Below are 25,678 nucleotides of genomic sequence, written 5' to 3' on the forward strand. Positions count from 1 at the left end.
ATCCAGCGGTGCCCGCACCGGCGGCCGTTCCACGGTCGCCGTCACGAAGAGAGATCACCGAGAGAAAGCAGAAGAAGTCATGCCCGAAAACACCAGCAGCACCTCGACCCCGGACACCTCGAGTGCGGCACCGAGTGCCCACACTGAGCAATGGCCGCGCGGCGAGGTCGCCTTCGTCACCGGTGCGGCCTCCGGCATCGGACTCGGACTCTCCCGCGCCTTCGTCGCTGCCGGGGCGCGGGTCGGACTCGTCGACATCGACGAAGCCCGCCTCGCCCAGGCTGCAGAGGAGCTGCGGGCGGCCGGAGGCACCGTGACCACGGTGCGCCTCGACGTCGGCGACCCCGACGCCTGGGAAGCTGCCGCGGATGCCGTCGAGGCCGAACTCGGCCCGGTGTCGATCCTCTGCAGCAACGCCGGCGTCAACGGCGGGAGCTCAGCAGAGACCACCCCGTGGGAGGTGTGGCGCTGGGTGCACTCGATCAATCTCGACGCCCAGTACCTCGGCGTCTCGACGTTCCTGCCGCGGTTCCGCCGCCTGGGCAGGCCCGCGCACATCCTCAACACCGCGTCGCTGGCGGGCATCATTCCGATGGCCGACGTCGCCGCCTATGCCTCCTCGAAGTTCGCGAGCGTCGGCTTCTCAATGGTGCTGCGCAGCGAACTCGCCGGCAGCGGCATCGGCGTCTCCGTGCTCGCACCGGGAAGCGTATCGACCCGGATCGCCGAGACTGCGGCGGCGGGGCAGGCGGAGCTCCTCGGGGAGGAGACGAACGCCGAGGCGGTCGCGGCGAATTCGGCGATGCTCGCCGAAGGCGCGGACCCCGACGCCGTCGGGGCGCAGGTCGTCGAGGCGATGAGGGCGGGCCAGTTCCTCATCGTCACCCACGGGGAATGGCTGCCGCTCGTGCGCGCTGTGCATGCCGAGGTCGAAACCGCGTTCGCGGAGTTCGACGGGCGCCATGGCAGCGATCCGGCCGCCGCGCTCCTGGTGCAGGGCGTCAACCCGGTGAGCTCCTAGGACTGTCGACGATCGTCGATTCCGCACCACTGCGCGAGGAACAGGGCGATCGTCGTCGTGCAGCGGCGGATCGACTCCACGCTCACCCGTTCGTCGAAGCCGTGGATGTTCTTCGTCACCGGGCCGTAGACGAGCGCCGGCATGTCGGCGAAGTTCGCGAACACCTGAGCGTCGAGGTAGCCGGGGGTGGTGAACGCGGTCAGCTCCTTGCCGGCGACCGAGGCGTGCGCGGAGGCGAGCAGAGTCTCCGCATCGCTTCCGGGCTCGAGCACGTAGCCCCGCGCATAGAACCCGTTCGGCGTGAGCCCCGCGGTGAATGGGGGCACCGGCGGGCCGCTCAGCGGTCGGTCGGTGCCGCGGGCCGCCTCGGTGACGCAGTCGACGATCTCCGCCCACGCGTCATCGGGTTCAGTGCCGGGGTAGATGGCGACGCGGACCTGGAGTTCGCACCAGGCCGGGACGCTGGATGGCCAGTCGCCGCCGCGGATGCCGCCGAAGTTGACGTTGATGGGATGGTCGAGGTCCGCGAAGTGCGGGTGGTCGGCCTTCCGCTCGTTCCACCTCTCCTCGAGTCCGCGCAGCGCACCGATCACGTGGTAGGCGGCGTCGAGGGCGTTGAAGCCGCTGGCCATCTCCCGCGGGTGAGTGGGTTCTCCGCTGACGAGGACCGTGAACCAGATGACGCCGACATTCGCCCGGACGAGTGCGTCCTCCTCCGGTTCGGGAATGATGACGGCATCGGCGGTGTATCCGCGCAGCAGTGCCGCCAGCGAGCCGTTGCCGGTGCACTCCTCCTCGACGACGGATTCGATGTGCACCCGTCCGGTGAGGTCGAACCCTGCATCTCGGACAGCGGTGAACGCGAAGAGATTCGCCACGAGCCCGGCCTTCATGTCGCCCGCTCCGCGTCCGTACATCCACCCATCGCGGACCTCGGCGTCCCACGGTGACCGCGACCAACGGCCGGTCGGTCCTGCAGGGACGACGTCGATATGACCGTTGAGGATGAGGGAGCGGCCAAGGTCGCGCTCGGGGCGATGGGTCCCGACGACATTCGTCATCCGCGTGTAATCGACCGTGGCCGGACTGAATCCGCGATGGCCGCGCAGCTCGGCCGAGTCGATCGTCCAGCGGTCGACGTCGAGTCGGAGGCCGCGGAGGCTGCGTTCGATGAGATCCTGTCCGGGTTCCTCGTCACCGCGCGTGGTCGGCAGCCCGACGAGTTCGGCCGTCACCGCCAGCTGCTCGGCGAAGTTGGCGTCGACGGCCGCTCTGATCCGGTCCGTCGCGTCGTCTGTGCCCATGTCTCCTCCGCGGTGGGTCGTGACTGGTGTTCCATTCCAGGGTGGGCCTGGAAGCGCCTCGGCGTCGAGGGCCGAACCACCTGTCGAGACCGTGGAGACGTGGGGACGCCGGCGCTGCCGACGCTGTTCGGGCCCACTGACCCCGGTGCGAGGTCGCCCGCTTCCCGGGTTCGCTTCCCCTTGCGCGAGCTCGCCCGCCGTCCCCGCACGTATCCACGTTGGCGCGTGGCCAGGAAAACTTGTCCAGGGCGGATAGTGCGTCCTGAATCTCCGTCATTAGAGTTGCTCAACAACCATCAACAGGAAGTTGCCGAGCATCATGACAGAGAAGTCGATCCCTGTGCCCTCAGCCCCCTCCGCGCCGAGCGCCGAGGCCGTCGAACGAGCCGCCGCAGCCATCGTGGACGCCTTCGCCGCCACCGACACCGCCGCGTACTTCGCCGGATTCGCCGCGGACGCCTCGTTCGTCTTCCACCCGGAGAGCCACCGGCTGAACTCGCGTGCCGAGTACGAGGCGACGTGGAACGGCTGGCTCGACGACGGCTGGTCCGTCATCGACTGCGTCTCCAGCGATCCGCTCATCCAGACGTTCCCGGGCGGCGCCGTCTTCTCGCACACAGTCGACACGACCGTCGAGACCGGGGAGGGCCGGGAATCGTATCGGGAACGCGAGAGCATCGTGTTCCGCCGCCTCGGCGATGGTGATCTCATCGCGATCCACGAACATCTGTCCCCGGTCCCGGACACCGCCGAGGCGGACACCACCCCCGCCGCGGAGGTCGCACCGTGAACTGGTACCGCCGACTCGAAGCCCGGTTGGCTGCGGATTCGGACGATTCGGGAGTCGTGCGGGGCAGACTGGGCACCGGACGGATGTTCATGATCTGGCTCGCGGCCAACCTCGTCGTGACGACGATGCTCACGGGAACTCTCTTCGTGCCGGGCATCGACTACGGCACGGCGGCGCTGATGATCGTGGCGGGCACGGTGATCGGCACGATCGTCCTCGTGCTCATCGGCAACATCGGCACCCGGACGGGACTCGCGACGATGGCGGTGACACGGGGAGCATTCGGGGCGAAGGGCAGCTTCCTGCCGGTCGCGGCCAACATCATCATCCTCATGGGCTGGAGCTGGGTGCAGGCGATGCTCGCCGGCATCAGCGTCAACTACGTCGTCGAGCAGACCACGGGCTTCTCCAACCCGGTCCTCTTCTCCGTGCTCTGCCAGGCGCTCGTCGTCGGACTGGCGATCCTCGGCCACGAAGGCATCGAGAAGGCCGAGCCATGGTTCGCACTGCTCATCCTCGTCGTCATGGCCTACATCTTCGTCACCGCATTCATCGGCCACGCACCGAGCGAATACCTCAGCATTCCCGCAGATGAGAGCCTCGGCTTCACTCCGGTCCTCGCACTCGACATCGTCATTGCGACGGCGATCTCGTGGACTGTGCTCTCCGCGGATCTCAATCGACTCGCCGGAAGCCAGCGCGCCGGCATCGTCGGCTCGGGGCTGGGGTACATCACGTCGACGGTGCTGGCGATGCTGCTCGGGCTCACCGCCTTCAGCTTCATCCTCCTCGACGGGGGAGCGGCCGAACCCTTCGACCCCACCGCGCTCGCCGACCACTTCGGCTGGCCGCTCGCGATCGTCATCTTCCTCTCCGTCATGGCGACGAACACGATGGTCGTCTACGGCATGGTCAACTCCGTCATCGGCGCCAGGAAGCAGTCTCGGCTGCGCTTCCTGCCGGTGGCGCTCGTCCTCGGGGCGATCTCGATCATCGGGTCGACGTGGCTGGCGCTGCTCGACCAGTACACCGCGTTCCTCACCGTCATCGGGGCGTTCTTCGTGCCCGTCTTCGCGATCGTCATCGCCGACTACTACATCGTCAAACGCGGGTTCTACTCGAAGGACATCCTCCGTGACGAGGGCGGGATGTACGCCTACATCCGCGGGGTGAACTGGGCGGCGGTCATCGTGTGGATCGTCGGGGCCTTCGCCTCCTACTTGCTCACCTATGTGTGGGCAAGCCCCGTGGGTGCGACGATTCCGTCGTTCGTCATCTCGTTCCTCCTGTACCTGGCCCTGTCGTGGTCGACGCGGCACCGCTTCGCCGAGGCGGCTCTGCGTGACGCATCATCCCGCGGTTCCGTGGGCGGTCGGGACGACGCGATCGGCGGACGGCGCGGTTCGTCCGGTCCGCGAGGGCACCTGGCTGACCAGTGAGGGTGCCGTCGTAGGGGTTTGTGTGGATGACGAAGGTGCGTCCGGTCAGACCGGACGCATGGGTGACGGAAACATGGCTGACCGGACGTATGGCTGACCGGGGATGATCTGCCTCGCGGGGTCGCGCATCTCCGCGTGACGTCGCATGCTCTTGCCGTCGCGCTTGACATCGCATGCTCGTTCGGTCGTGCTCGGCTTCGCATGCTCGTGCAGCAGCGCCCAGCATCGCACAGCAGCGCCGGCATCGCCCAGCATCGCGCGGTCGCGCAGTGGCGCCCGGCATCGCACGGTCGCGCAGTGGCGCCTGGCACCGCGCGGTCGCGCGGTCGCGCTCGGCATCGCTGACGCGTGCAGTCGTGCCCCCCTCCACCACATGCTCGCGAAGAACCTCGCATGCTCGCGGCAGTCGTGTCCGGCATCATTGCCGAATCGTGCGACGGTCCGCGGTGGGGTCGAGAGGGTACCGGAAGCGGGCAGTTGTGGTGAAACGGGAATCATCGCAGGTCATCAGTGACATCCGAAGTCGTGTCAGTGACGAGTGCAACAATAGAGCTCACAAGGAGACATCAGTCAGAAAGAGATCACAATCTTTTTCTCATGAATATGACTCGCACTATTCCATTTGATGTTCGAATAGTCTAGCATTGACGTACTACGTATTACGATTCGCAGATCGCTTCCCCGACGCTGTTGTCAGAGGCAGGTGAGCCAGCGTGAAAGACCTCCCCGGTGGAGACGGACCGCGCCCCGGTCGTGCCACCGACGCGCCGTTCGACGCAGCTGGTGCAGGCTCTGCCCCTCGACAGCCCGACGTCTGCGACGATGCCGGTGTTCGTTACGGTGCTGTGGGTCATACGGGTGCCGGCGGTCGGGGCAACGCAGATGGTTGCGACGGTGCTGGTGTTCGCGCTGGCGCTGGTCGTCGCGAACGGGGCGCTGCGCGTGATCCGGGTGCAACCACCGGGCGCGATCCCGGTGAGGGATGCGGTTGCGACGGTGCTGCTCGCAGTGAATCCGCTCGACCGACGATTCGACTCGGGTCGAGGATCAGCGAACTCGCGGAGATCTCCGCGCAATCCGACCAGATCCAGCTCCGCACGTTCGACGTCACTGCAGGCATCACGTTGGAGCGCGTCGTCCGGCGTCTCGACGTCCCCCTGCCCGACGGCGACGCGCCGTATCGCTTCGCCACGATCGCCGCATCCGTGCTTCGGCACGAAGTCGCCGAGGCGGCCATGGACCCCGATCCCGCTGCGTCGGCCGACGAGACCGGCGCGGATCCAACCGCAGCACAGGGAACCGCAGCGAACGGCACCGCCGCGAAGACGACCACCGGGACGCGAGGGAAGCCGGCGCCCACGACTCCCTTCGCCGCGGCATTCGACGCAATGGCGGACGATGTCGACGTGAGCGCATCGACCGAACTCGTGTGGGTGCCGCGCACGTCGACGACCGTGGCTCTCCGCGACCCTGCACTGCTGGCGTGGCGGCAGTGGTGCGAAGCGGACCTCGCTCCGCCGTCGACGGCACTCGTCTCGGCCGAGACCACGGAATCCGACGGCGCGGCGGAAACCCCTGATTTCCCCGGCTTCCGCCTCGACACCACAGTCTCCGATTGGGTGCAGGACAACGTCGCCGATGAGGATGTCATCGAGACCGCGACCATCCTCGGTCAATCGATCGCCCGGACCTATCGGCATCTGCGCACGGCGATGACGATCATCCACGGGCTGCCGCGTTTCGCCGACCGTGTCCGTGCCGGCGAGTTCACGATTGCTCACGTCCAGGTCGTCGGCGATCTCTGCCGATCAGTGGCCCTCCGCTATCTCCCGGAGATCGACGACCATCTCGCCGAGCGCCGGGCCGATGTCACGAGTGACCGTCTCCGGACCGCTCTGCGGAAGTTCATCGCCGTGCTCGAACCGGCCGACGACCGATCGCAGACAGCCAAGGAGCGCCGCCGCGTCGATCTGCACACGTACAAGAACGGTTCGGCCTGCATGTCCCTGACAGGGCCGGCCGAGGAACTCCATGCGTGCTACCTGCGGGTCGAGGCGATGGCTCGCGCCATCCATTCGCGCAGAGGCGCCGCATTCGATCTGCCGCCGGGGGTCGAGATCATCGACGATCGTGCCTTCGACAACCTCATGTACGACATCGTCACCCGACCGCAGCCGAAGCTGAGCATCAAGGTGCGCCGCATCGACCCCGTGACCGGGATCCAGTCGGTCGAGGAGGAGCCGCTGCTCGACGACGACGGAAACCTGCTCTTCGACCTCGGGCCCGACGGCGCCATCATCATGAAGAACAGCGCCGCAGCGAACAATGCCTCAGGGGGCGGCACCGCGACGAACAACGCTTCAGGGGACGGCACCGCAGCGAGCAACGCATCAGCTAACGGCGCCGCGACGAACAGTGTCGGCGTGGAGGGACTGCCCCTTCCCGGACACGGCCCCGTCGACACCGAGGCGGCTGACCGGGGAAGCGCGTTCTGCAGAGCCGGGGCCGATCAGACGGAGACCGCTGAGAGTTGGATCGCCGCGGAGATGCCGATGCATTCGTGGTGGATCGCGCTTCAGGCGACGATGGTCACCACCGTTCCCGTGATGTCCCTCCTCGGCGAATCGAACCTGCCGGGCACACTGCCTGACGGTTCTCCGATCCCCGCCGACACCGCGCGGCGCATCGCCGGACACTGCTCCACCGTGACGAGGATCCTCACCGACCCGGCGACGGGCACTCCGATCGATGCCAAGGCCACGACGTATCGAATCCCCAATGAGGTGCGTAAGACGCTCATCGCCCAGTGGGAGTGCTGCAGCGTGCCGGGGTGCGCTCGCGCTGCCGTGAAAGCCGAGATCGACCATATCGTCCCGTTCTTCAAGCTCGATCCGCTCAAAGGCGGTCTCACTCGGTTCGGCAATCTCCATCCGCTGTGCAGGAAGCACCACGCACTCAAGACCGCTTGCCTGCTGCGGGTGCGGATGAAGGAACCGGGCTGTGTCGAGTACGAGTTCAGACACGGAGTGACGGCGACCTCACGCGCTCCTGACCAGCCGATCGAGGTGGCCCAGGCGATGGAGCTCGCTGCGATCAGCGGGATGAGACCCCACGTGGTGTGGAAGCCGAAGCATCCGGTCCCACCGCCGAAGTACATCATCGAACTCGAACCGAACGAACAACTCGTCAGGCAGCGCCGCGAAGCGATGCGGAAATCCGCCGAGGAGACCGAACGCAGGCGCAGGATCCAGGAGACATACGAGCGGGCCCGTGACTTCGCCCGACGGAAGCGGCTTGCTCAGCTGCTCAACTGGCGCAACGAGGAGTTCCCGCCGTGCCTGCCGCGAGGATCCGATCCGGTGACGATGAAGAGACTGATGCCCGGCCGCCGATTGTCGGTGAGGGAAGCCCAACGGCGTCGACAAGACGCCGGAGACACCTGGGTGGAGCCGCTCGACCAGTTCTGGAGCGTGCCGATCACATGGCATCAGGACAACCGCGATGATCCTCCGCCGTTCTGACCATCGTGACGTCGTGAAGAGCGCTCCGGCGTCGTCGCGTCCGGAACAGAGTGACCTTATGAAGAGTGCTCCGAGGCCGTCGTGCTCTGCAAAGTCAGGTGAGATCGTCGTACTCGCCGGAGACCCACCGCGCATAGCGCTCGGCAGAGGACTGCACTGCGGCGTGGGCTCCACCGGTGATCGTCTGCCCGAAGTTGCCGTACATGCGGTCGAAATCGAGATCCGACACCGAGGCGGCGATGCGCTGCACGACCGCGGCGGAGAGCGGCAGGTAGTTGGGGAAGCTGCGCATGAACGTCACCCATCCTTCGCGGACGACCGGGCCGATCGAATCACCGGCGAGCATGACTCCGCTGCCGTCTCGCCCCTCCCACAGGGCAAGCACACTGCCGGGGAAATGACCGCCGACTCTGTGCACCGAGATCTGAGGGAGCGGCTCGATGCCGTCGTCGAAAAATCTGATGGCGCGCCCCTGTTTCTGCAGCCATTCGCGATCTCGCGCGCAGACGTGAACCGGGGCATCATCGAACGCGGCGCTCCACGCGAGCTGCATGCCGAACATGTGCGGATGACTCGGGACGATCGCTGCGACTCCACCGAGCGCGGCCACGGTCGCCACGGCTTCGGCGTCGATGTACGGCGGCACGTCGAAGAGGAGATTGCCCTCCGACGTCCGGGCGAGATAGCACGTCTGCCCGATGCCGAGCCGCGGTTCGACGCGCAGAGCATGAAGCCCCGGTTCGCGCTCGTCGATGACGACGCGGTGGCCCTCGGCCTCGAGGGCATCTCGGCTCACCCACTCCTGGCCCGATGCCGGCACCCACTGGCGTTCATCGGCGCAGATCGGGCACACCGCCGGGGGAGGGGAACTGGTCTCCACTCCACAGTTGCGGCAGATCATCGCGCCGGGTTCACCGGGTTCACCGGGGCTACCCAGGTCACCCGGGGCAACTGCGCCACCCGGGTCAACTGCGCCACCCGGATCGCCGGGTTCACCGGAGCCACCCGGGTCAACCGCGCCACCCGGATCGCCGGGTTCACCGGAGCCACCGGGGTCACCAGGTTCACCGGCCCTTCCGGGCGCGGGTGAGCCTCGACCTGCTGCCTCGTCACGTGGATCACGGACGTTCTCCGACGCGGAATCGGTCACCGTCTCACCCTCCTCGCTGAGCGTCTGACGTCTCGGTCTGCTGTGGAGCCAGGTCGCTGCGGAGCCGGTTCGCTCCGGTGCCGGCGCCGCTGTCGGTTCCTGCGCCGGCGCCGTCCGCGGACCGAGGTTCGCAAGCCGACGGCCTCGTCATCCATTCGAGCCTATGCTGTCAGCGCCTGATCCTCCTACCCCCAGCCTGCCTGAATGCCGTGAGTCGACCCCGGACCCCGTGAGCCGACGCAGAATGCCGTGAGTCGACGCCGGACGCGGTATGTCACCCGTCGACGTGGACTGTCGTCCACGGATGCGGTGTGTCACCGCATCCGGGCCGACGAGTGTCTGTCCCCCAAGCCGTGAGCGCTCAGCCCTGTCCGGCATGCGCGGCGACGAGCTTCGCATGCGCACGCAGGTGGCCGATGAGAATGAGGGCGATGCCGAGGACGAACCATGCGATGAGCACCCACCACGACATCGCCATCGGCGCATCGGGGAAGTACGAGATGTCACGGAGCAGTGTGCCCGCCGCTCCCGGCACGAAGAACTGGCCGATGTCGCCCCAGGACCCGGCGAGGAACTCCTTGGGCTGAGTGAGCGAGGAGATCGGATTGCCGATGAACATCGTGAGCACCGCACCGATCGCGATGCCGCCCGGACCCATGAGCGACACGAAGCCGTTGATGATCGCCGCCGTCGACGCCACCGCCAGCCCCGCCGCGAGCACATTCAGCCAGAACTCTCCCTGCAGGATGCCGAACCATGTCTGGAGGATGAGCGAGAGCGCAAGACCGCCGAAGGCCCCATAAGCGACGACCGCAACGGCCCTCATCCTCCGCGAATGCACAAGAGTGCTGGTGAGCACACCGCCGACGATGCCGCCGATCGACAGCGGCAGGCCCGCGATCGCCAGTCCTGCTCCCGTCGCATCATCATCGGAGAGCGGCACGACATCGGTGACCGTGACCTGCGGGACGTCCATCGCCGCGGCATCCGGGAGCGCGCCCGCACCCTCGCCTCCACCTGCGTTGCCGGGAGCCTGGCCGGCTGCCTGCGGGTTCTCTGCCGCCCGCGCAGCCGCCTCGAGCGCCGCCTGCATCTGCTCCATGCCGTCCTGCATCCCCGAGATCGCCTGAGTGTCGATGGACTGCTGCATCTGCGCGGCGATGCCTCTCAGCTGCTGTGCCACCGCCGGCGACGCCGCCGAGGAGACGAGGATTTCCGGATCCTCACCACCGAGGACGAACGCCCCGTAGACCTCGCGCTCCCGGATCATCTGCTCCGCCTCGGCGCGGGTGTCCACGCGCTCGAGATCGAGCATTCCCTCCGGCGCACTGCTCGTGATCTGCTCGAGCTGAGCGCTGTCTCCGACAGCGGCCATGGGCAGGTCCTTCGGGTCAGCAGTCACCGTCGGCCAGCTGAATGCCAGAAGGACGATGCTGACGATCGCCGCCGCGAACAGGGCGACGAGGATCGCGCGTCCGACACTGTGCTTCGGCAGCTCATCGCCGATCTCGTCGGGGGCGGGGTCTGACTCCTGGTCCCTGCTCGTCTCGGCGGCCTTGCCCCGGCGCCCGCTCGCACCAGCGGCTCTGCCCTGATCCCCGTCCTGATCGGCGGCTCCGCCCGGGGAGTCGGCACCGAGGTGGTCGTCGCCGGTGCCCGGAGCGGAGGCGGCAGAGGTCCTGAGAAGTCTCGTGGTCATGGTCGTCCAATCATTGAAAACGAATGCACGTTCATTTTTACGCCGTGGTCTACAATTAATCAAGAATGATCATTCGTTTTTGGAGGAGCGGTGCCGAAGGTCACAGAAGAACACAGGGCCGCGATGCGCACGCGCATCCAGGATGCCGCGCTCGTCTGCTTCGCGCGCAAGGGCTTCGCGGCGGCGTCGATGGCCGACATCGTCAAAGAGGCTGACCTGTCGGCGGGAGCCGTCTACCTCTACTACTCCTCGAAGTCCGAACTCATGGTCGCCGCCGGTCGGCGGATCATGGAGGAGCGCATCACCGCGCTCGGCGACCTCGATGACGCCGAGGCGGTGCCCCCGCCCAGCATTGTCTTCCCACGCCTGCTCGATGCGGTCCTCGACGGCAACCCGTTCCCCTCTCTTGTCGTTCAGGTCTGGGGCGAGGCCGCCCATGTGCCCGAATTCGCGGCGATCGCGGAGAAGATCTTCGGCGAGGTCCAGGCTCGCTTCGAGGCCTACCTCGCCGCCTACTTCCACCGCACTGCCGGTCTCGACGAAGCGGAGGCTCAGACCCGGGCACGCGAGACGTCTCCGGCGGCACTCGCGATGGTCCAGGGCGGCATCGTCCAGACCGCCGTGCTCGGCCCGGCGGTCCGACCGCGCGTCGCTGGATCGATGGCCGCGCTCCTCGCCGAGCTCGAGAGCTGATCTGGCGGACACCACGATCCGAGACAAACGATACGCAGTGTTGCGGAAAAAGCTGTCTGCGTGAAAGGCTCGGCCTATGACGCAGGCCACCCCGAAGGGTCGACCGCTCGACCCTGAGCTCACTGAGCGCGTGCTCGCCGCTGTGCGCGCCGAGGTTGCGGAGCACGGCTTTCTGAACCTGCGCATCGAGAGCATCGCCACCACCGTCGGCTGCGGGAAGACCGCGATCTACCGCCGGTGGCCCACCAAGCCCGAACTCGTCGCCGCCGCCATCCTCGACACCTTCGAACTCGGCGAGGTGCCCGACACCGGCGACGTCGTCGACGATCTCGTCGCGCATGCGTGGCAGAACATCGAGAACTTCCGCCGCTCACTCGACGTCCGCACGCACGGAAACGGCCTCCTGCTCGCGATGTTCGACATGGACGTCATCCCGCTCATCTCCGCCGACTACATGGACGAGCGCCACGCCAGGGGCCGGGCGATCCTCGCCCGCGCCGTCGACCGCGGACAGATGAGTGCCGCGCTCGACCACGATCTCATCCTCGACACACTCGCCGGACTCACGCTCTTCACGATGACACTCCGACCCGAGAGTCCACCGCCGGACGATGCCGCGCTCACGGACAGATACCGCGCCCTGGCGAGATCACTCGTCGGCGCGGAGGACTGAGACCCACAACGTCGACGGGGCCGCGACCAGGTCCCACCGCTGACCACCCACCACCGACCATCCACCGCGAAAGGAACAACTCCACCATGACGATCGACTTCACCGCCGAGGCCGCCGCGATCGGCGCTGAACTCACCGCCCTCCGCCGCGACCTCCACCGGAATCCCGAACTCGGACTCGACCTGCCGTACACACAGCAGGCCATCCTCGACGCCCTCGAGGGCCTGCCGCTCGAGATCACCCTGGGTCGCGAGCTCAGCTCGGTCGTCGCGGTGCTCCGCGGCGGTCGGCCCGGACCGACGATCCTCCTGCGCGGCGACATGGACGCCCTGCCGGTCGTCGAGGCCACCGGCCTCGACTTCGCCTCGACGAACGGGAACATGCACGCGTGCGGCCACGACCTCCACGTCTCCGGCCTCGTCGGCGCCGCCAAGCTCCTCGCCGCGCACCAGGACGAACTCGCCGGCACGATCGTCTTCATGTTCCAGCCCGGCGAAGAGGGCCAGGGCGGCGCGAAGCTCATGATCGACGAGGGCATGTTCGACCTCGCCGGCCAGATTCCCGACGCCGCCTACGCAATCCACGTTGCCCCCGGAGCCCCCGGCACGTTCGTCACCCGCCCCGGCTCAATCATGGCCGGAGCCAACACCTTCCACCTCACGATGCACGGCAAGGGCGGACACAGCTCCCGACCGCAGGACGCGATCGACCCCGTCCGTCCCCTCCTCGAGTTCGGGCAGGCGGTGTACGCGATGATCACCGGGTCCTTCAGCGTCTTCGATCCCATCGTCGCCGAGGTGACCCTCCTCGACGCCGGCAGCGCGGTCAACATCATCCCGTCGACGGCGACGCTGGGCATGTCCGTGCGCACCCTGTCCCCGGAGACGACGCAGCGGTTCCCCGAACTCGCGACCCGCTTGGCCGAGTCGATCGCCGCCGCCCATCGCTGCACCGCCGAGGTGGTGTGGAACGAGCAGTACCCCGTGACGGTCAACGACGCCGCAGAGGCCGCGTTCACCCTTGAGACGCTCACCGAGGCCTTCGGCGCTGACCGCGTCGTCAACGCCCCCGACCCGGTCATGGGCTCCGAGGACTTCTCCTACGTCCTCGAGGAGGTGCCGGGAGCGTTCATGTTCCTCTTTGTTACCCCTCAGGGCGTCGATCCCGACACCGCTGCGGTCAATCACTCGCCCGAGGTCCTCTTCGACGACGCTCACCTCGCCGACCAGGCCGCAGCCCTGGCCACTCTCGCGTGGAAGCGGTCGCTGCGCGACTGAGCAGTCAGACTGAGGAATCACGCTGAGGAATCAGACTGATTCCTCAGACCGAGTCGCCGTCGGCGTCGACGGAGTGGACGCGATCCTCGCGCAGGGCCACTTTGTCGACGCCGTCGAGTTCCATGAGCGGCGGCACGAGCATGTCGAGTGGGCGCTTGCCCTCGAACCTCACCTCGATGCGGACCATCTTCGCCCCGTCCTCGGCCTCGAAGCGCTGGGAATCGAGGATCGTGTTCGAGAACCCCATCGTGCTCGCCACCCCGAGGATCTCCCGGAGCACTCCGCCGCCATCGCGGTAGACGATGTGCACGAGCTTGCCGCGATTGCGGTCGGGGATCTTCCGCACGAGCGGCGCCACGACGAAGAGCGTGAGCAGGTGGAGCCCCGTGAGCATCGTCGCCAGGGCGAGCATTCCCGCTCCGCAGGCCATGCCGACGGCCGCGCACACCCAGATCGATGCTGCCGTCGTGAGCCCCCGGACCATGTTCCGTCCCTTGAAGATGACCCCGGCACCGAGGAAGCCGATGCCGGAGACGATCTGCGCGGCGATCCGCGAGGGATCGAGCTGGACGTCGCTGTCGAGGACCCCGGCGAACCCGTAGGCGGAGACGAGGGTGAACGCGCACGTGCCGATGCCGACGAGGACGTGCGTGCGGTAACCGGCGCTCTTCTGCCGGAACTGCCGTTCGAAGCCGATGAGCGAACAGAGCACGAAGCTCGCCAGCAGCAGCGTGCCCTCGAGGAGGATGTTCGATCCGAAGATGTCGCCGAATGAGCCCATAGTGGGCACCTTAGTCGTGTTGCCGCGCGCTGAGAACGGTTCGACCGAGCGCCCCGCACTGTGCTCAAGGCAGGAGCAGAGCACGCCTGGAACAGCAGAACTCCGCGGACCCGCCTCGGCGGATCCACGGAGTTCGGACAGTGCTGGCGAGCCCTTTCAGGCCTGGGGGACGAGGCTGCGGTCGAGAGCCTTCGCAGCGGTGCGGAGCTCGTCGGCGTATCCGGCCACGACCTCCTTCGCGTCGGTGAGTCGCCAGTCCGGGCCGTAGGAGTCGCGCGGCAGGGTGATCTCGACGTTGTCGCCGACGAGGTCGAGTCCGATGAACTCGAGCACGGCCCGCAGCTGCGCGCCGGACATTCCGCCGCCGTGGCCGCCGTAGCTGATGATCAGCGACGGCTTGTCCTTCCATTCGGCGAAGAGGTAGTCGATGGCGTTCTTCAGCGAGGCGGGGTAGCCGGCGTTGTACTGCGGGGTGACGAAGACGACGGCGTCGGACTCGTCGACGATCCGCGCCCATTCCTTCGTGTGCTCGTTCTGGTAGTCACCGAGTGCCGGCATGCGCGGCTCGTCGAGCAGCGGCAGGTCGAGGTCGGCGAGGTCGATGATCTCGGTGCGGGCAGCGGCCGCATCGGAGATGATCTCGGCAACGGCGGCGGCGATCTGATCGCCGACCCGCACCGGGCGGACGCTGCCGACGATGATGCGGATGAGCGGGGCGGTCGGGGTCTCAGTCATGGGTGGTGGTCCTTTCGACGTCTGTGGATCTGAAGTGAGGTGGAGAACTGGGGTGGCGTGGATATGAGGGAGTCAGCTGCAGCCCTCGGGGCCGCACACGGCACCGTCGGGATAGTCGTCCCCGCCCTCGGCCGTCGAACCGGTGCCGGCGAGCACGGTGAGCTTCTGACTCTCGTCCCATGCGGTCTCGAGCGCCTGAGTGAAGACCGGCGGCTTCTGCGCGCCGGAGATCCCGTACTTGCGGTCGATGACGAAGAACGGCACCCCGTTGGCGCCGAGCATCCGAGCCTGGGCGACATCAGCCTTGACAGCGTCGGTGTACTCGTCGGATTCGAGGACCCGACGGGTCTCGGTGGGATCGAGACCGAGGGACTGACCCACCTCGGCGAGGTAGTCGATGCTTCCGATGTCACGACCGGACTCGAAATGCCCGGACATCAGCGCCTCCTCAGCGGCCGCCATAACACCGTGGCTCTTGGCGAAGTGGAGGAAGCGGTGGGCGGTGAAGCTGTTCGCGACGACGACGGAATCGAAGTCGTAGTTGAGGCCCTCGCGCGCTGCCTGGTCGCTCACCTGGGCGAACATCTGCCGCACCTGCTCGGCGGGCATGCCCTTCGAGCGGCTGAGATAGTCCGCCTCCGACTCCTCGACATGTGCGGGAAGGGTGGGATCGAGCTGGAAGCTGCGCCACTCGACCTCCACGTCGTCCTTGTGCGGGAAACCCTCGAGGGCGGTTTCGAAGCGACGTTTGCCGATATAGCACCACGGACAGGCGATGTCCGACCAGATCTCGATTTTCATAGACATTTCAACTACCTGCCCGTGGAGGATATTCCCGCCGCCGGGCCGGGTGCGACCCTTGTCACATCCGGCCCGGAGGGGCATTCCGCCGAGGCGGTCGTCCCGCTCCGGAGGCTCCCGATCCGATGGAGGGTCAGCGCGACACCGTCTCCCTGATCTGGGGCACCATCTCCCCGAGCGCGTAGTCGAGGCTGAGGATCGTGCCCCAGCTGAAGGCCCCGGACACGACCTCGTCCTCGACCCAGAGCACGCGGCCGTCCCGGACCACGGGGAGGTCGGAGTAGAGCGACATGGCCTCGACGGTCGCCTTCGCATCGGGGGAGAAGCCGACGTTCCACACGAGCAGGTCCGTCGAGAGCTCGTCCATCCGCTCGTCGGGGACGTAGACCTCACCGGCCTCATTCGGTGCGAATTCGGCGATCCGACTCGGAACCGCGAACCCGAGCTGGCTGAAGAACTGGGCCCTGACGTCATTGCCCGTGCGCACGACTGTCTCGCCCTCCTGGAAGCGCTCGGCGACGACGGCCTCCCGGCCGGCGAAGTCGGGATTGTCCTCGCGGGCTGCGGTGAAGGAGGCTTCGAGATCGGCGACGAGGGCGAGTGCCTCGTCCTCCCGTCCCAGGGCCTCTCCGGTGGCTCGCGTCGCCTCCTGCCACGTGATCCTGAAGTTCGTGTACTCCTCGTCGGGGACGACGACGGGCGCGATTTCACTGAGCTGCTCGTACTGCTCCTCGGTGGTGCCGTTGTAGAGGGAGATGATGAGATCGGGTTCGAGCGACGCGATCTCCTCGACGGGCGGATTCGCCTCGTCTCGGACCCCGCCGTTGAGCACCGTCGGCTCCGCGTCACCGAGTTCGTCCTGGGCCCAGGGCCACGTCGCGAACTCGTAGTCACCCCACCAGGGGGCGACGGCGATCGGCGCGACGCCGAGGGCGAGCAGCGGATCCTGATCGGAGAGGCCGAGGGTGACGACCCTCTGCGGCTGTGCGGTGATCGTCGTCGACCCGTACGCGTGATCGACGGTGACCGGGAACGACCCCTGCGCCGAGGAGGCCGCGCCATCGCTCGCCGCCTCCGGTGAGGCCGAGGGCGCACAGGCCGAGAGCGCCAGGGCCAGGGCGGAGGCGCACGCGATCATGGACAGTCTCGCCCGGGAGCGGGCGCGGCGGGTCAGGGTCATCGAACTCATCTCTCATCGGTGTCGGAGTGCTTCGGCAGGGGAGGGGGCTGAAGCCGTCTCATCGCCCTGTCTCAGGTAAGGCTATCCTCAGGAGAAACGGCATTCCACTCTTCTCAGCGGACAGAGATGGGCCTGGGCAGACGCTAAAGTGTCGTCTGTGATGAATCGCGATGCGCTCGAGCCAGCAGCGGCGAGGGGTGAGGGTCCTGTGCCGCCGATCCATGCCTCTGAGCTGACATCGGCGACTTTCTCCGGCGCCGAGCATCGGGACGTCTCCTACGCCGCCCACAGCCACGACGGCGACCAGCTCTTCTGGTTTCCCGACGGCGGCATGGATGTCCTCATCGACGACCGGCGCTGGCTCGTCCACGCCGACACCGTCGTCTGGATTCCCGCCGGCATCGTCCACTCGAACCGTCTCCTGCGGGAAGGAACGACGCTGAGCGTCTATCTCAGTCCGTCGCTGCGGCCACCGGGGGACCGCTGGTCGCTGCCGCGGGCCCTCGCCCTCGACCCCCTTCTCGGCGCGCTCATGCGCCATCTTCCCGGGCGACGCCTGTCCCCGGTCCGGCGAGAGCACTGCTGCCGGCTCCTCATCGATCTCCTCGCCGAGGCCGAAGACCGGGAGATGACCGTGCCCACGCCGCGCCATCCGGCCGCGCGCACCGTCGCCGAGGCGGTGCTCGCCGATCCCGCCGACCGCACCGAACTCACCGACTGGGCGCAGCGCACCGGGGTGAGCGCTCGGACGATCGCCCGGGCCTTCGCCTCCGAGACCGGTTTGAGCTTCTCCGCCTGGCGGACGCAGGTGCGCCTGCTCTCCGCTCTTCCGCTGCTCATCGACGGCAGCGCCGTACACGAAGCCGCCGCGCAGAGCGGATACGGCAGCGTAGGCGGGTTCATCTCCGCCTTCGCACGGGAATTCGGGACGACGCCCGCCGCCTACGTCCGCGATCGGTGGTAAAACGCGGGGACAACGGCATCAGAGCAGTGTGGTCAGAAGAGCACCGTCAGAACAGCGCCGCCTGAGGGTCAGGCAGGGCGGACTCGACGGCGGCACTCGGCGTTGCCGGTCCGACTCCGGTGGCGCCGCGCCGGGGCCCATGCCTCGTCCGCCTCGTCGCGGGATAGTCATCGTCGCTGGTCCCGCGCAGGTCGTAGCGGTCGATGAGCGGGTTGATCCGCGCCGCCAGCCAGGTCCGGTACTCCTTCGAGGCATAGGCCGAAGTCGCATACATGCGGCGGTAGCGGGGGAGGAGCTCGGGGTGCTCGCGGTCGAGCCAGGCGAAGAACCACTCGCGAGCGCCCGGGCGCAGGTGAAGGGCGCCGTAGACGACTCTGCTCGCGCCGGCGTCCTTGATCGCCGCGAGCGCCGTGTCGAGATGCTCGCGCGAATCGGTGAGCTTGGGCAGCACCGGCATGATGAACACGGTGACCCGGAATCCCAGCTCCGCTGCCGCGCGCACCGTCGCCAACCGCGCCGCGGTCGTCGGCGTCCCGGGTTCGATCGCCTGCTGGAGCTCGTCGTCGTAGACGGCGATCGACATGCTGATCTCCACGGGGACGTCCCGGGCGGCGTCGGCGAGCAGCGGGAGGTCGCGCCGCAGCAGGGTGCCCTTCGTGAGGATCGACAGCGGGGTGCCGTGTTCGGCGAGGGCGGTGATGATTCCGGGCATGAGGCGGTAGCGTCCCTCGGCGCGCTGATAGGGGTCGGTGTTCGTCCCGAGGGCGACGAGCTCGCGTGACCAGCGGGGCTTGGCCACCTCGGCGGCGAGCACCTCAGGGGTGTTGACCTTGACGATGACCTGCCGGTCGAAGTCGTCGCCGGAGTCGAGGTCGAGATACCGGTGGGTGCTCCGGGCGAAGCAGTAGACGCACGCGTGGGAGCAGCCCCGATACGGGTTGATCGTCCACGCGAACGGCATCGCACTCGATCGCGGGATCCGGTTGAGCGCCGACTTCGCGAGGACCTCGTGAAACGTCATCCCCGCGAACTCCGGGGCCCGCACGGTGCGGATGAGTCCGGTGACCCCGAAGAGCCCGGCTGTCGGTTCCGCGTCATTCCATCTCACACCGGTATTCGAACACGTGTTCGAGTCGAAGTCAAGAGGGGTGCGGGTGTCTGTTCCGGCAGCAGGCCACGATTCAAACAAATGGTATGCCAAATAGTCCAGGCTCGGGCATCATCGATCTGCGGCCATCGCCCCAGGTCCGGAGGCGCGCCTCGCGCACTCCAGGCGTTGTCAGTACTGGACTGACGGAGATGAGCCCATTGCGGAAGCAGTGTGACCCAGGTTACGCTCACGGGGTCAGCTCTCACTGCCGCGAGGCCGCGAAGACCTCCTTTGGTATTCCAGCACCGCGCCCGTCTGATTCGAGAACTCCCATGGCCCACACCGTGACGTCCGACCAGCCCGTGCCCGACCCTCAGTCGAGCACCGTGCCGCACCGGCTCGGACCGAGCCCGGAACAGCTCGCCGCGCACCGGATCAGCCCGCGCTTCTACAACGCCGATCTCGCACCGAGTAAGAAGGAGGGTCGCAGCTGGACGGCGTACAGCGTCTTCTCGCTCTGGGCCAACGACGTCCACTCGCTCGGCAACTACGGATTCGCCCTCGGCCTCTTCGCCCTCGGCCTCGGGGCGTGGCAGATCCTCGTCGCCCTCCTCGTCGGTGCCGTCCTGCTCTTCGTCCTCCTCACCCTCTCCGGGTTCATGGGCCACAAGACCGGCGTGCCCTATCCGGTGATGTGCCGCATCGCCTTCGGCATCCACGGCGCCCAGCTGGCCGCCTCGGTGCGCGGGATCGTCGCGATCGCCTGGTTCGGGATCCAGACCTACCTCGCCGCGAACGTCCTCAACGTTCTCCTCATCACCCTCATCCCCGGCCTCCAGGCGTGGACGGAGGTCGAGTTCCTCGGGCTGAGCGGCCTCGGCTGGTTCTCCTTCACTCTGCTGTGGATCGTCCAGGTCGTCATCGTCAGCTACGGGATGGAGATGATCCGCCGTTACGAGGCGATCGCCGGCCCGATCATCCTCGCCACCTTCCTCGCCCTGGCGATCTGGATGCTCGTCCGCGTCGACTTCCGCATCGCCTGGTCGATCGACGACCCGCTCACCGGGTGGCAGATGTGGACGAACATCCTCGGCGGAGGGGCCCTGTGGGTGGCGATCTACGGCACCTTCGTCCTCAACTTCTCCGACTTCACCCGGTCGGCGAAGAAGAAGGGCTCGATCGTCGTCGGCAACTTCTGGGGCATCCCCATCAACATGCTCGTCTTCGGCCTCGTCGTCATCTCACTCGCCGGCGCCCAGTACTCGATCGACGGCACGGTCATCAGCTCGCCCGCCGACATCGTCCAGGCCATCGGCAACCCGGTCCTCCTCGCCGCCGCCTCGCTCTCGCTGCTCGTGCTCACGATCGCCGTCAACCTCATGGCGAACTTCGTCGCCCCGACCTACGCCCTGACGAACCTCTTCCCGCGCCATCTCGACTTCCGCCGGGCCGCCATCATCTCCGCGATCATCGGGTTCGCCATCCTCCCGTGGAACCTCTACGACTCACCCGTCGTCATCGTCTACTTCCTCGGCGGCCTCGGCGCGCTGCTCGGGCCGCTGTTCGGCGTCATCATGGTCGACTACTGGCTCGTGCGGAAGACGAAGGTCAACGTCCCGCAGCTTTACACCGAGGCCCACGACGGCGAGTACTTCTACCACCACGGCGTCAACTGGCGGGCGATCGGGGCGTTCATCCCCGCCGCGATCCTCTCGCTCATCCTCGCCCTCGTCCCCGCGTTCTCCGGCGTCTCCCAGTTCTCCTGGTTCCTCGGCGCAGGAATCGCCGCAGTCATCTACTTCGTCATCGCCCGCCGGGACTTCACGTTCCGCGAGGTCGACGGCGAGGAGATCGCCGTGCCCACCGCACACTGACGCTAATCCAAAGACCCACCGGACCCCGCGAAGGACAGCGCCCATGAGAATCCTCGTCGTCAACGTCAACACCACTGCGGCGATGACCGCCGGCATCGCCCGCGCGGCCCGTGACGCCGCCTCGGCGGGCACCGAGATCATCGGCCTCACCCCGACCTTCGGCGCCGAATCCTGCGAAGGCAACGTCGAGAGCCATCTCGCCGCGCTCGGCGTCATGGATGCCGTGCTCGGCTACGCCGGAGAGTACGACGCCGTCATCCAGGCCGGATACGGCGAGCACGGCCGTGAGGCTCTCCAGGAGCTCCTCGACGTCCCCGTCGTCGACATCACCGAGGCGGGGGCGCAGCTGGCGATGATGCTCGGGCGCCGGTACTCCGTCGTCACCACCCTCGACCGCACCGTTCCCCTCATCGAGGACCGCCTGCTGCTCGCCGGACTCGACCGGCACTGCGCGTCCGTGCGGGCGTCGGGGATGCCGGTGCTCGACCTCGAGGCCCACCCCGATCGGGCGGTGACCGCGATCGCCGAGGCGGCCGCCGACGCGGTCGGGACCGATCGCGCCGAGGCCATCGTCCTCGGCTGCGGAGGAATGGCCGACCTCGCTGAGGTCATCGAACAGCATTGCGCGGTGCCCGTCGTCGACGGCGTGGCCGCCGCGGTCAGACTCGCCGAGGCGCTCGTCGGCTTGGGTCTGACGACATCGAAGGTGCGCACATACGCCCCGGCCCGCCCCAAGCGCCTCGACGGCTGGCCCTTCGCGGCACGAGCCGGAGCGTCCCCGGCGACTCCGGAGACCGTGACGAGGCACGACTCCGCCGTCCGGGCCTCCTGAGGCCGGGGCAGCCCGAATCCGCGGCGTCAGTCCGAATCCGCGGCCCCGCCGGGGTCGGAGCCCTCCCGCGGCTCATGGGCGAGACGTTCGCGGTGCTTGTCGTGCTGCTGCCGGCTCGTGTCGAGATGGTGGGAGGCCAGCGCGCGCACCCGTTCGATGTCGCGGTGGGCGATGGCATCGAAGAGCTCGGCGTGTTCGGTGGCGACGACGTCGAGCTCGTCATGCTGGCTCAGCTGCCACCGCATCCGGGAATCGAGGAGCTCGCCGACCTCGACGAGGAGCCGATTGCCCGAGAGCTCGGTGACGATGGCATGGAAGTCCGCGGCGGACCGGTGCGCCCCCACGGCGTCACCGGCCTCGGCCTGGCGGCGACCGGCCGTCATCGTCGCCTCGAGCCGCTCCAGCCCCTCGCGGGTGTGACGCTGGGCGGCGAGTTCGAAGGAGAGGAGATCGAAGGCCTGACGCACCTCGGCGAGGTCGGCGATATCGCTGGGGGAGAACTCGCGCACGGTCGCCCACGTGTTCGGCCGGTGCGTCACGAGCCCCTCGGACGCGAGCTGCTTGAGGGCCTCCCGGATCGGGACCCGACTCACCCCGAGCTCGGAGGCGAGGTTGCGTTCGACGAGGCGGCTGCCGGGCGCCCGCTGACCGTCGATGATCTCACCGCGCAGCACCTCGGTGACCCGCAGCGTCTCCGATCGGGGGGTGTCGTTGTTCTTCACGCGCTCATTCTCTCACTTCGCCGGGCACGGACGCGGGCGCCCACCGCCGTGCGGACGGTGGGCGCCGGCGCCGGAACGCAGGTCCGCGGCCTCAGCGCCGCATCGCCCGGCCGAGGGTGTCGAGGCCGACGGACCCGAGACCCAGCGCCTTCGAATGGAACGCCTTGAGATCGAAGTCCTCGCCCGCCTCGGCGGCCGCCTCATCGCGGAACTGCTCCCACAGGCGCTGACCGATCTTGTAGCTCGGTGCCTGCCCCGGCCAGCCGAGGTAGCGGTCGAGTTCGAATGCGAGGAAGCTGCGATCCATCGCGACGTTGTCGGTGAGGAACTGCCAGGCCTTCTCCCGATCCCACGTGCCCCCGCCGAGGCTCTCGGGAGCCTCGAGGCCGAGGTGGAAGCCGATGTCGAGGACGACGCGAGCCGCCCGCAGGCGCTGCGAGTCGAGCATCCCGAGGTAGTCGGCCGGGTCGTCGAGGTAGCCGAGGTCGGCCATGAGCTTCTCCGCGTAGAGCGCCCAGCCCTCGCCGTGCCCGGAGACCCAGCACATGAGCCGGCGCCAGCGGTTGAGGGTGTCGGAGACGTACGTCGCCTGCCCCACCTGGAGATGATGACCGGGCACGCCCTCGTGGTAGACGGTGGTCTTCTCCTGCCACGTCGCGAACTCGGTGACCCCCTCGGGCACCGACCACCACATCCGCCCCGGCCGGGAGAAGTCGTCGGTCGGGCCCGTGTAGTAGATTCCGCCGGTCGACGAGGGCGCGATCATGCACTCGATCGTGCGCACGGGCTCGGGGATGTCGAAATGGGTCTTCCCGAGTTCGGCGATCGCCTCGTCGGCGACTCCCTGCATCCACTCGCGCAGGGCCTCCTTGCCGACGAGCATGCGCTCGGGGTCCTTGTCGAGCGCCTTCATGACGTCGAAGAGGTCGACGCCGGGCATGATCTGCTCGGCGACGCGCCGCTGCTCGGCGTCGATGCGCTCGAGTTCGGCCAGACCCCACGCATACGTCTCGTCGAAGTCGATCTCGGCGCCGAGGAAGTCCCGCGAATGCAGGGCATACGCGGCCCGGCCCGCCGCCTCGTTCTCCGGGGCGATCGGGAGCAGCTCGGCGGCGAGGAAGTCGGCGAGTCCGGCGAACGCGGTGCGGGCCGCCTCGGCGTGGGAGGCGAGGTCATCGCGCAGCGTCTGGGGCACCTCGGCGACGTCGTCGGCTCCGGCGATGACGGCGAGATACGGGGACTCGTCCCCGGCGATCGCCTGCACCTGGTCGATGACCTTCTCGATCTGGATGCGTGCGGCGACCTGCCCGCGGTCCTTGGCCAGGGCCAGCGACTCCTCGTACCCGGCCACGGAGGCGGGAATGGCCGCGAGCGTCTCATCGACGGTCTCCCAGTCGGCGACGGTGGCGGTGGGCATGAGGTCGAAGATGTCGCGCATGTCCTGGACGGGGGAGGCGATGACATTGAGGCTGGCATGCGTGAAGCCGGCCTCGTAGAGGTCCCGGTCGACGCCGAGGCGGTCGCGCATCGCGTCGATCGTCACCCGATCGATGTCGTCGAGGTCGGCGCTCGCCTCGACCTCGTCGAGCTTGGCAAGCGTCTCCACGGTGAGGTCGTGGTGGGCGGCGAGTCCGGCGGGGGAGAAGTCGTCGAAGCCCTTCGCGCCGTCGATCCCCAGGTAGAGGGCGAGGGAGGGGGAGAGGGCGAGGGAGCGATCGACGTACTCTTCGGCGACGGCGTCAACGGCCGACGGGGTTCTCTTCTCAGTCATGACCTCACCATATATGAGGCCGGACACACCCCGTGACCGGGCCGACAGTCTATGAGGAGAGGCACACGGCCACGGGCTGGAATGCGGCGTCTGGGAATTCGCTGAAGCTATAGCCTGGTTGAGCCCGCCCCCCCGGACAACCGTGAATCGAGAGTAGAGAACGTGGCACGAGCACAGCTGTGGACCAAGGACTTCATCGTGGGCATCGGCCTCAATCTCACGATGTCCATGGTCTTCTACCTGCTCATGACCTCGATGGCCGGTTACGCGGTCGCGCGCTTCTCCGCCGGTCAGGCCGCAGCCGGTTTCGCCTCCTCGAGCTTCATCGTCGGCGCCGTCGTCGCCCGCATCCTCACCGGCAAGTATCTCGACTTCATCGGCCGCCGCAAGCTGCTCGTCATCTCGATGGGCGTCTTCGTCCTCGCGTCCCTCGCCTACATCGCCGCCGACACCCTCACCCTCCTCATCGTCATCCGCCTCATCCACGGCGTCGCCTTCGGGGCGGGGAACACGGCGATCATGACGGCCATCCAGTCGGTCATCCCCGCCTCGCGGCGCGGGGAGGGCACCGGCTACTTCGGCACCGCGACGACGCTGTCGACGGCGCTCGGGCCCTACCTCGGCGTGCTCCTGCCCGCCGAGTTCGACTTCACCGTCCTCTTCATCGCCTCGGCGATCATGTCGCTCATCTCCCTCGTCCTCTGCTTCTTCCTCGACCTGCCGAAGCAGGAGCTCAGTCAGGCCCAGCGGGACACGAAATGGCATCTCCATCCCCGCACGATGGTCGACCGGGACGGTCTGCGCATCGGGCTCATCATGCTCATCGCCGGTGTCGCGTTCGCCGCGGCCCTCGTCTTCCTCGCCGGCTACGCGGCCGACAACGGCGTGCCCGGCGCCGCGTCGCTCTTCTTCATCGCCTACGCCGCGGCCTCCCTCATCGCCCGCCTCTTCGTCGGGCGGATCCAGGACGCCTACGGCGACAACGTCGTCATCTACCCAGTGCTCATCCTCAACGCCCTCGGCAACGTCCTCCTCGCCCTGTGGCCGACGACGGCGGGCATCGTCAGCGCCGGCATCCTCATCGGCTTCGGCTTCGGCTCCCTCATGCCGAGCGCCCAGACGATCACCGTGAAGTCCGTGCCGATGTCCCGGGTCCCGGTGGCCACCGCCTCGTTCTTCCTCCTCCTCGATGCGGGCTCGGGAATCGGCCCGATCATCCTCGGCGCGCTCATGCCGCTCACCGGGGGCAGCGGGATGTTCCTCCTCTGCGCCGGACTCGTCGTCGTCTCAATGCTCGTCTATTCAGTCGTCCACGGCCGCGGACGCGGCGGCCGGCCCGGACGCGAGTTCGTCGGATGACG

22 protein-coding genes are annotated in these 25,678 nt (G+C 67.8%); 11 read left to right on the forward strand and 11 right to left on the reverse strand.

What is annotated here, in order from left to right; all coding sequences use genetic code 11:
- The first annotated feature begins 79 nt into the window (after nt 1–79).
- Complete coding sequence (locus tag FJ887_RS15915; protein ID WP_137824174.1) at nt 80–1,021, forward strand: SDR family NAD(P)-dependent oxidoreductase; 942 nt, start codon at nt 80–82, stop codon at nt 1,019–1,021.
- On the opposite strand, the gene FJ887_RS15920 is transcribed toward FJ887_RS15915, so the two are convergent.
- On the reverse strand, nt 1,018–2,325 hold the full coding sequence (locus FJ887_RS15920; protein WP_137824173.1) for an ArgE/DapE family deacylase: 1,308 nt from the start codon (nt 2,323–2,325) through the stop codon (nt 1,018–1,020). The genes FJ887_RS15915 and FJ887_RS15920 overlap by 4 nt on opposite strands.
- A gap of 319 nt (nt 2,326–2,644) precedes the next feature.
- Between FJ887_RS15920 and FJ887_RS15925 the strand changes: the two genes are divergently transcribed.
- The 3 genes from FJ887_RS15925 to FJ887_RS15935 all read left to right on the forward strand — a co-directional run bounded on the left by FJ887_RS15925 (nt 2,645) and on the right by FJ887_RS15935 (nt 8,075).
- Nucleotides 2,645–3,115, forward strand: a complete 471-nt coding sequence (locus tag FJ887_RS15925; protein ID WP_137824172.1) for a nuclear transport factor 2 family protein — start codon at nt 2,645–2,647, stop codon at nt 3,113–3,115.
- Nucleotides 3,112–4,554, forward strand: a complete 1,443-nt coding sequence (locus FJ887_RS15930) for a purine-cytosine permease family protein (protein WP_349290508.1) — start codon at nt 3,112–3,114, stop codon at nt 4,552–4,554. Before FJ887_RS15925 ends, FJ887_RS15930 begins: the two co-directional genes overlap by 4 nt.
- Nucleotides 4,555–5,678: 1,124 nt before the next feature.
- The gene (locus FJ887_RS15935) at nt 5,679–8,075 is read left to right on the forward strand and encodes a DUF222 domain-containing protein (protein ID WP_137824171.1); all 2,397 of its coding nucleotides are present in this window, start codon (nt 5,679–5,681) and stop codon (nt 8,073–8,075) included.
- 94 nt (nt 8,076–8,169) lie between these two features.
- Here FJ887_RS15935 and FJ887_RS15940 read toward each other — a convergent pair whose 3' ends face one another.
- The 3 genes from FJ887_RS15940 to FJ887_RS15950 all read right to left on the reverse strand — a co-directional run bounded on the left by FJ887_RS15940 (nt 8,170) and on the right by FJ887_RS15950 (nt 10,924).
- Nucleotides 8,170–8,871 carry an MBL fold metallo-hydrolase gene (locus FJ887_RS15940; protein ID WP_249356401.1) on the reverse strand — a complete coding sequence of 234 codons (702 nt, stop codon included), beginning with the start codon at nt 8,869–8,871 and terminating at the stop codon, nt 8,170–8,172.
- 101 nt (nt 8,872–8,972) lie between these two features.
- Nucleotides 8,973–9,197, reverse strand: a complete 225-nt coding sequence (locus FJ887_RS15945; RefSeq protein WP_137824169.1) for a hypothetical protein — start codon at nt 9,195–9,197, stop codon at nt 8,973–8,975.
- Between the two features lie 389 nt (nt 9,198–9,586).
- Complete coding sequence (locus FJ887_RS15950) at nt 9,587–10,924, reverse strand: ABC transporter permease (RefSeq protein ID WP_249356398.1); 1,338 nt, start codon at nt 10,922–10,924, stop codon at nt 9,587–9,589.
- Nucleotides 10,925–11,047: 123 nt separating this feature from the next.
- On the opposite strand from FJ887_RS15950, the gene FJ887_RS15955 reads away from it, so the two are divergent.
- From FJ887_RS15955 to FJ887_RS15965, 3 genes are all read left to right on the forward strand, one after another.
- Nucleotides 11,048–11,617 carry a TetR/AcrR family transcriptional regulator gene (locus tag FJ887_RS15955; RefSeq protein ID WP_137824168.1) on the forward strand — a complete coding sequence of 190 codons (570 nt, stop codon included), beginning with the start codon at nt 11,048–11,050 and terminating at the stop codon, nt 11,615–11,617.
- A 76-nt stretch (nt 11,618–11,693) separates the two neighbouring features.
- Nucleotides 11,694–12,290: a TetR/AcrR family transcriptional regulator gene (locus FJ887_RS15960; RefSeq protein WP_137824167.1), complete on the forward strand. Its 597-nt coding sequence runs from the start codon at nt 11,694–11,696 to the stop codon at nt 12,288–12,290.
- A gap of 86 nt (nt 12,291–12,376) precedes the next feature.
- Nucleotides 12,377–13,567: a M20 metallopeptidase family protein gene (locus tag FJ887_RS15965; RefSeq protein WP_137824166.1), complete on the forward strand. Its 1,191-nt coding sequence runs from the start codon at nt 12,377–12,379 to the stop codon at nt 13,565–13,567.
- A gap of 43 nt (nt 13,568–13,610) precedes the next feature.
- Here FJ887_RS15965 and FJ887_RS15970 read toward each other — a convergent pair whose 3' ends face one another.
- The 4 genes from FJ887_RS15970 to FJ887_RS15985 form a co-directional block, all read right to left on the reverse strand.
- Entirely contained in the window at nt 13,611–14,348 is a 738-nt protein-coding gene (locus FJ887_RS15970; RefSeq protein WP_137824165.1) for an MgtC/SapB family protein, read from the reverse strand.
- 156 nt (nt 14,349–14,504) lie between these two features.
- Nucleotides 14,505–15,083: an NADPH-dependent FMN reductase gene (locus FJ887_RS15975; protein WP_140955606.1), complete on the reverse strand. Its 579-nt coding sequence runs from the start codon at nt 15,081–15,083 to the stop codon at nt 14,505–14,507.
- Between the two features lie 72 nt (nt 15,084–15,155).
- The gene (locus tag FJ887_RS15980; RefSeq protein WP_140955671.1) at nt 15,156–15,884 is read right to left on the reverse strand and encodes a DsbA family oxidoreductase; all 729 of its coding nucleotides are present in this window, start codon (nt 15,882–15,884) and stop codon (nt 15,156–15,158) included.
- A 133-nt stretch (nt 15,885–16,017) separates the two neighbouring features.
- Nucleotides 16,018–17,073 carry an iron-siderophore ABC transporter substrate-binding protein gene (locus tag FJ887_RS15985; protein WP_137824162.1) on the reverse strand — a complete coding sequence of 352 codons (1,056 nt, stop codon included), beginning with the start codon at nt 17,071–17,073 and terminating at the stop codon, nt 16,018–16,020.
- A 151-nt stretch (nt 17,074–17,224) separates the two neighbouring features.
- Here FJ887_RS15985 and FJ887_RS15990 point away from each other — a divergent pair, with 151 nt between their 5' ends.
- Entirely contained in the window at nt 17,225–18,028 is an 804-nt protein-coding gene (locus FJ887_RS15990) for a helix-turn-helix transcriptional regulator (RefSeq protein WP_249356421.1), read from the forward strand.
- A gap of 46 nt (nt 18,029–18,074) precedes the next feature.
- Here the strand turns inward: FJ887_RS15990 and FJ887_RS15995 are convergent, their stop codons facing one another.
- Entirely contained in the window at nt 18,075–19,136 is a 1,062-nt protein-coding gene (locus tag FJ887_RS15995; protein ID WP_181365670.1) for an Rv2578c family radical SAM protein, read from the reverse strand.
- Nucleotides 19,137–19,450: 314 nt separating this feature from the next.
- On the opposite strand from FJ887_RS15995, the gene FJ887_RS16000 reads away from it, so the two are divergent.
- Both FJ887_RS16000 and FJ887_RS16005 read left to right on the forward strand, forming a co-directional pair.
- Entirely contained in the window at nt 19,451–20,992 is a 1,542-nt protein-coding gene (locus FJ887_RS16000) for an NCS1 family nucleobase:cation symporter-1 (RefSeq protein ID WP_140955607.1), read from the forward strand.
- A 43-nt stretch (nt 20,993–21,035) separates the two neighbouring features.
- Nucleotides 21,036–21,824, forward strand: coding sequence for an aspartate/glutamate racemase family protein (locus FJ887_RS16005; RefSeq protein WP_137824159.1), 789 nt, complete (start codon nt 21,036–21,038; stop codon nt 21,822–21,824).
- 26 nt (nt 21,825–21,850) lie between these two features.
- Here FJ887_RS16005 and FJ887_RS16010 read toward each other — a convergent pair whose 3' ends face one another.
- Both FJ887_RS16010 and FJ887_RS16015 read right to left on the reverse strand, forming a co-directional pair.
- Complete coding sequence (locus tag FJ887_RS16010; RefSeq protein ID WP_140955608.1) at nt 21,851–22,546, reverse strand: GntR family transcriptional regulator; 696 nt, start codon at nt 22,544–22,546, stop codon at nt 21,851–21,853.
- Nucleotides 22,547–22,637: 91 nt separating this feature from the next.
- A complete protein-coding gene (locus FJ887_RS16015) occupies nt 22,638–24,317 on the reverse strand; it encodes a DUF885 domain-containing protein (RefSeq protein WP_137824157.1) in 1,680 nt (559 codons plus the stop codon).
- Between the two features lie 162 nt (nt 24,318–24,479).
- On the opposite strand from FJ887_RS16015, the gene FJ887_RS16020 reads away from it, so the two are divergent.
- The gene (locus FJ887_RS16020) at nt 24,480–25,676 is read left to right on the forward strand and encodes an MFS transporter (protein WP_137824156.1); all 1,197 of its coding nucleotides are present in this window, start codon (nt 24,480–24,482) and stop codon (nt 25,674–25,676) included.
- Nucleotides 25,677–25,678 lie beyond the last annotated feature (2 nt).

It is taken from the genome of Brevibacterium sp. XM4083 (assembly GCF_006489205.2).
In the GTDB taxonomy this organism is placed as follows: domain Bacteria; phylum Actinomycetota; class Actinomycetes; order Actinomycetales; family Brevibacteriaceae; genus Brevibacterium.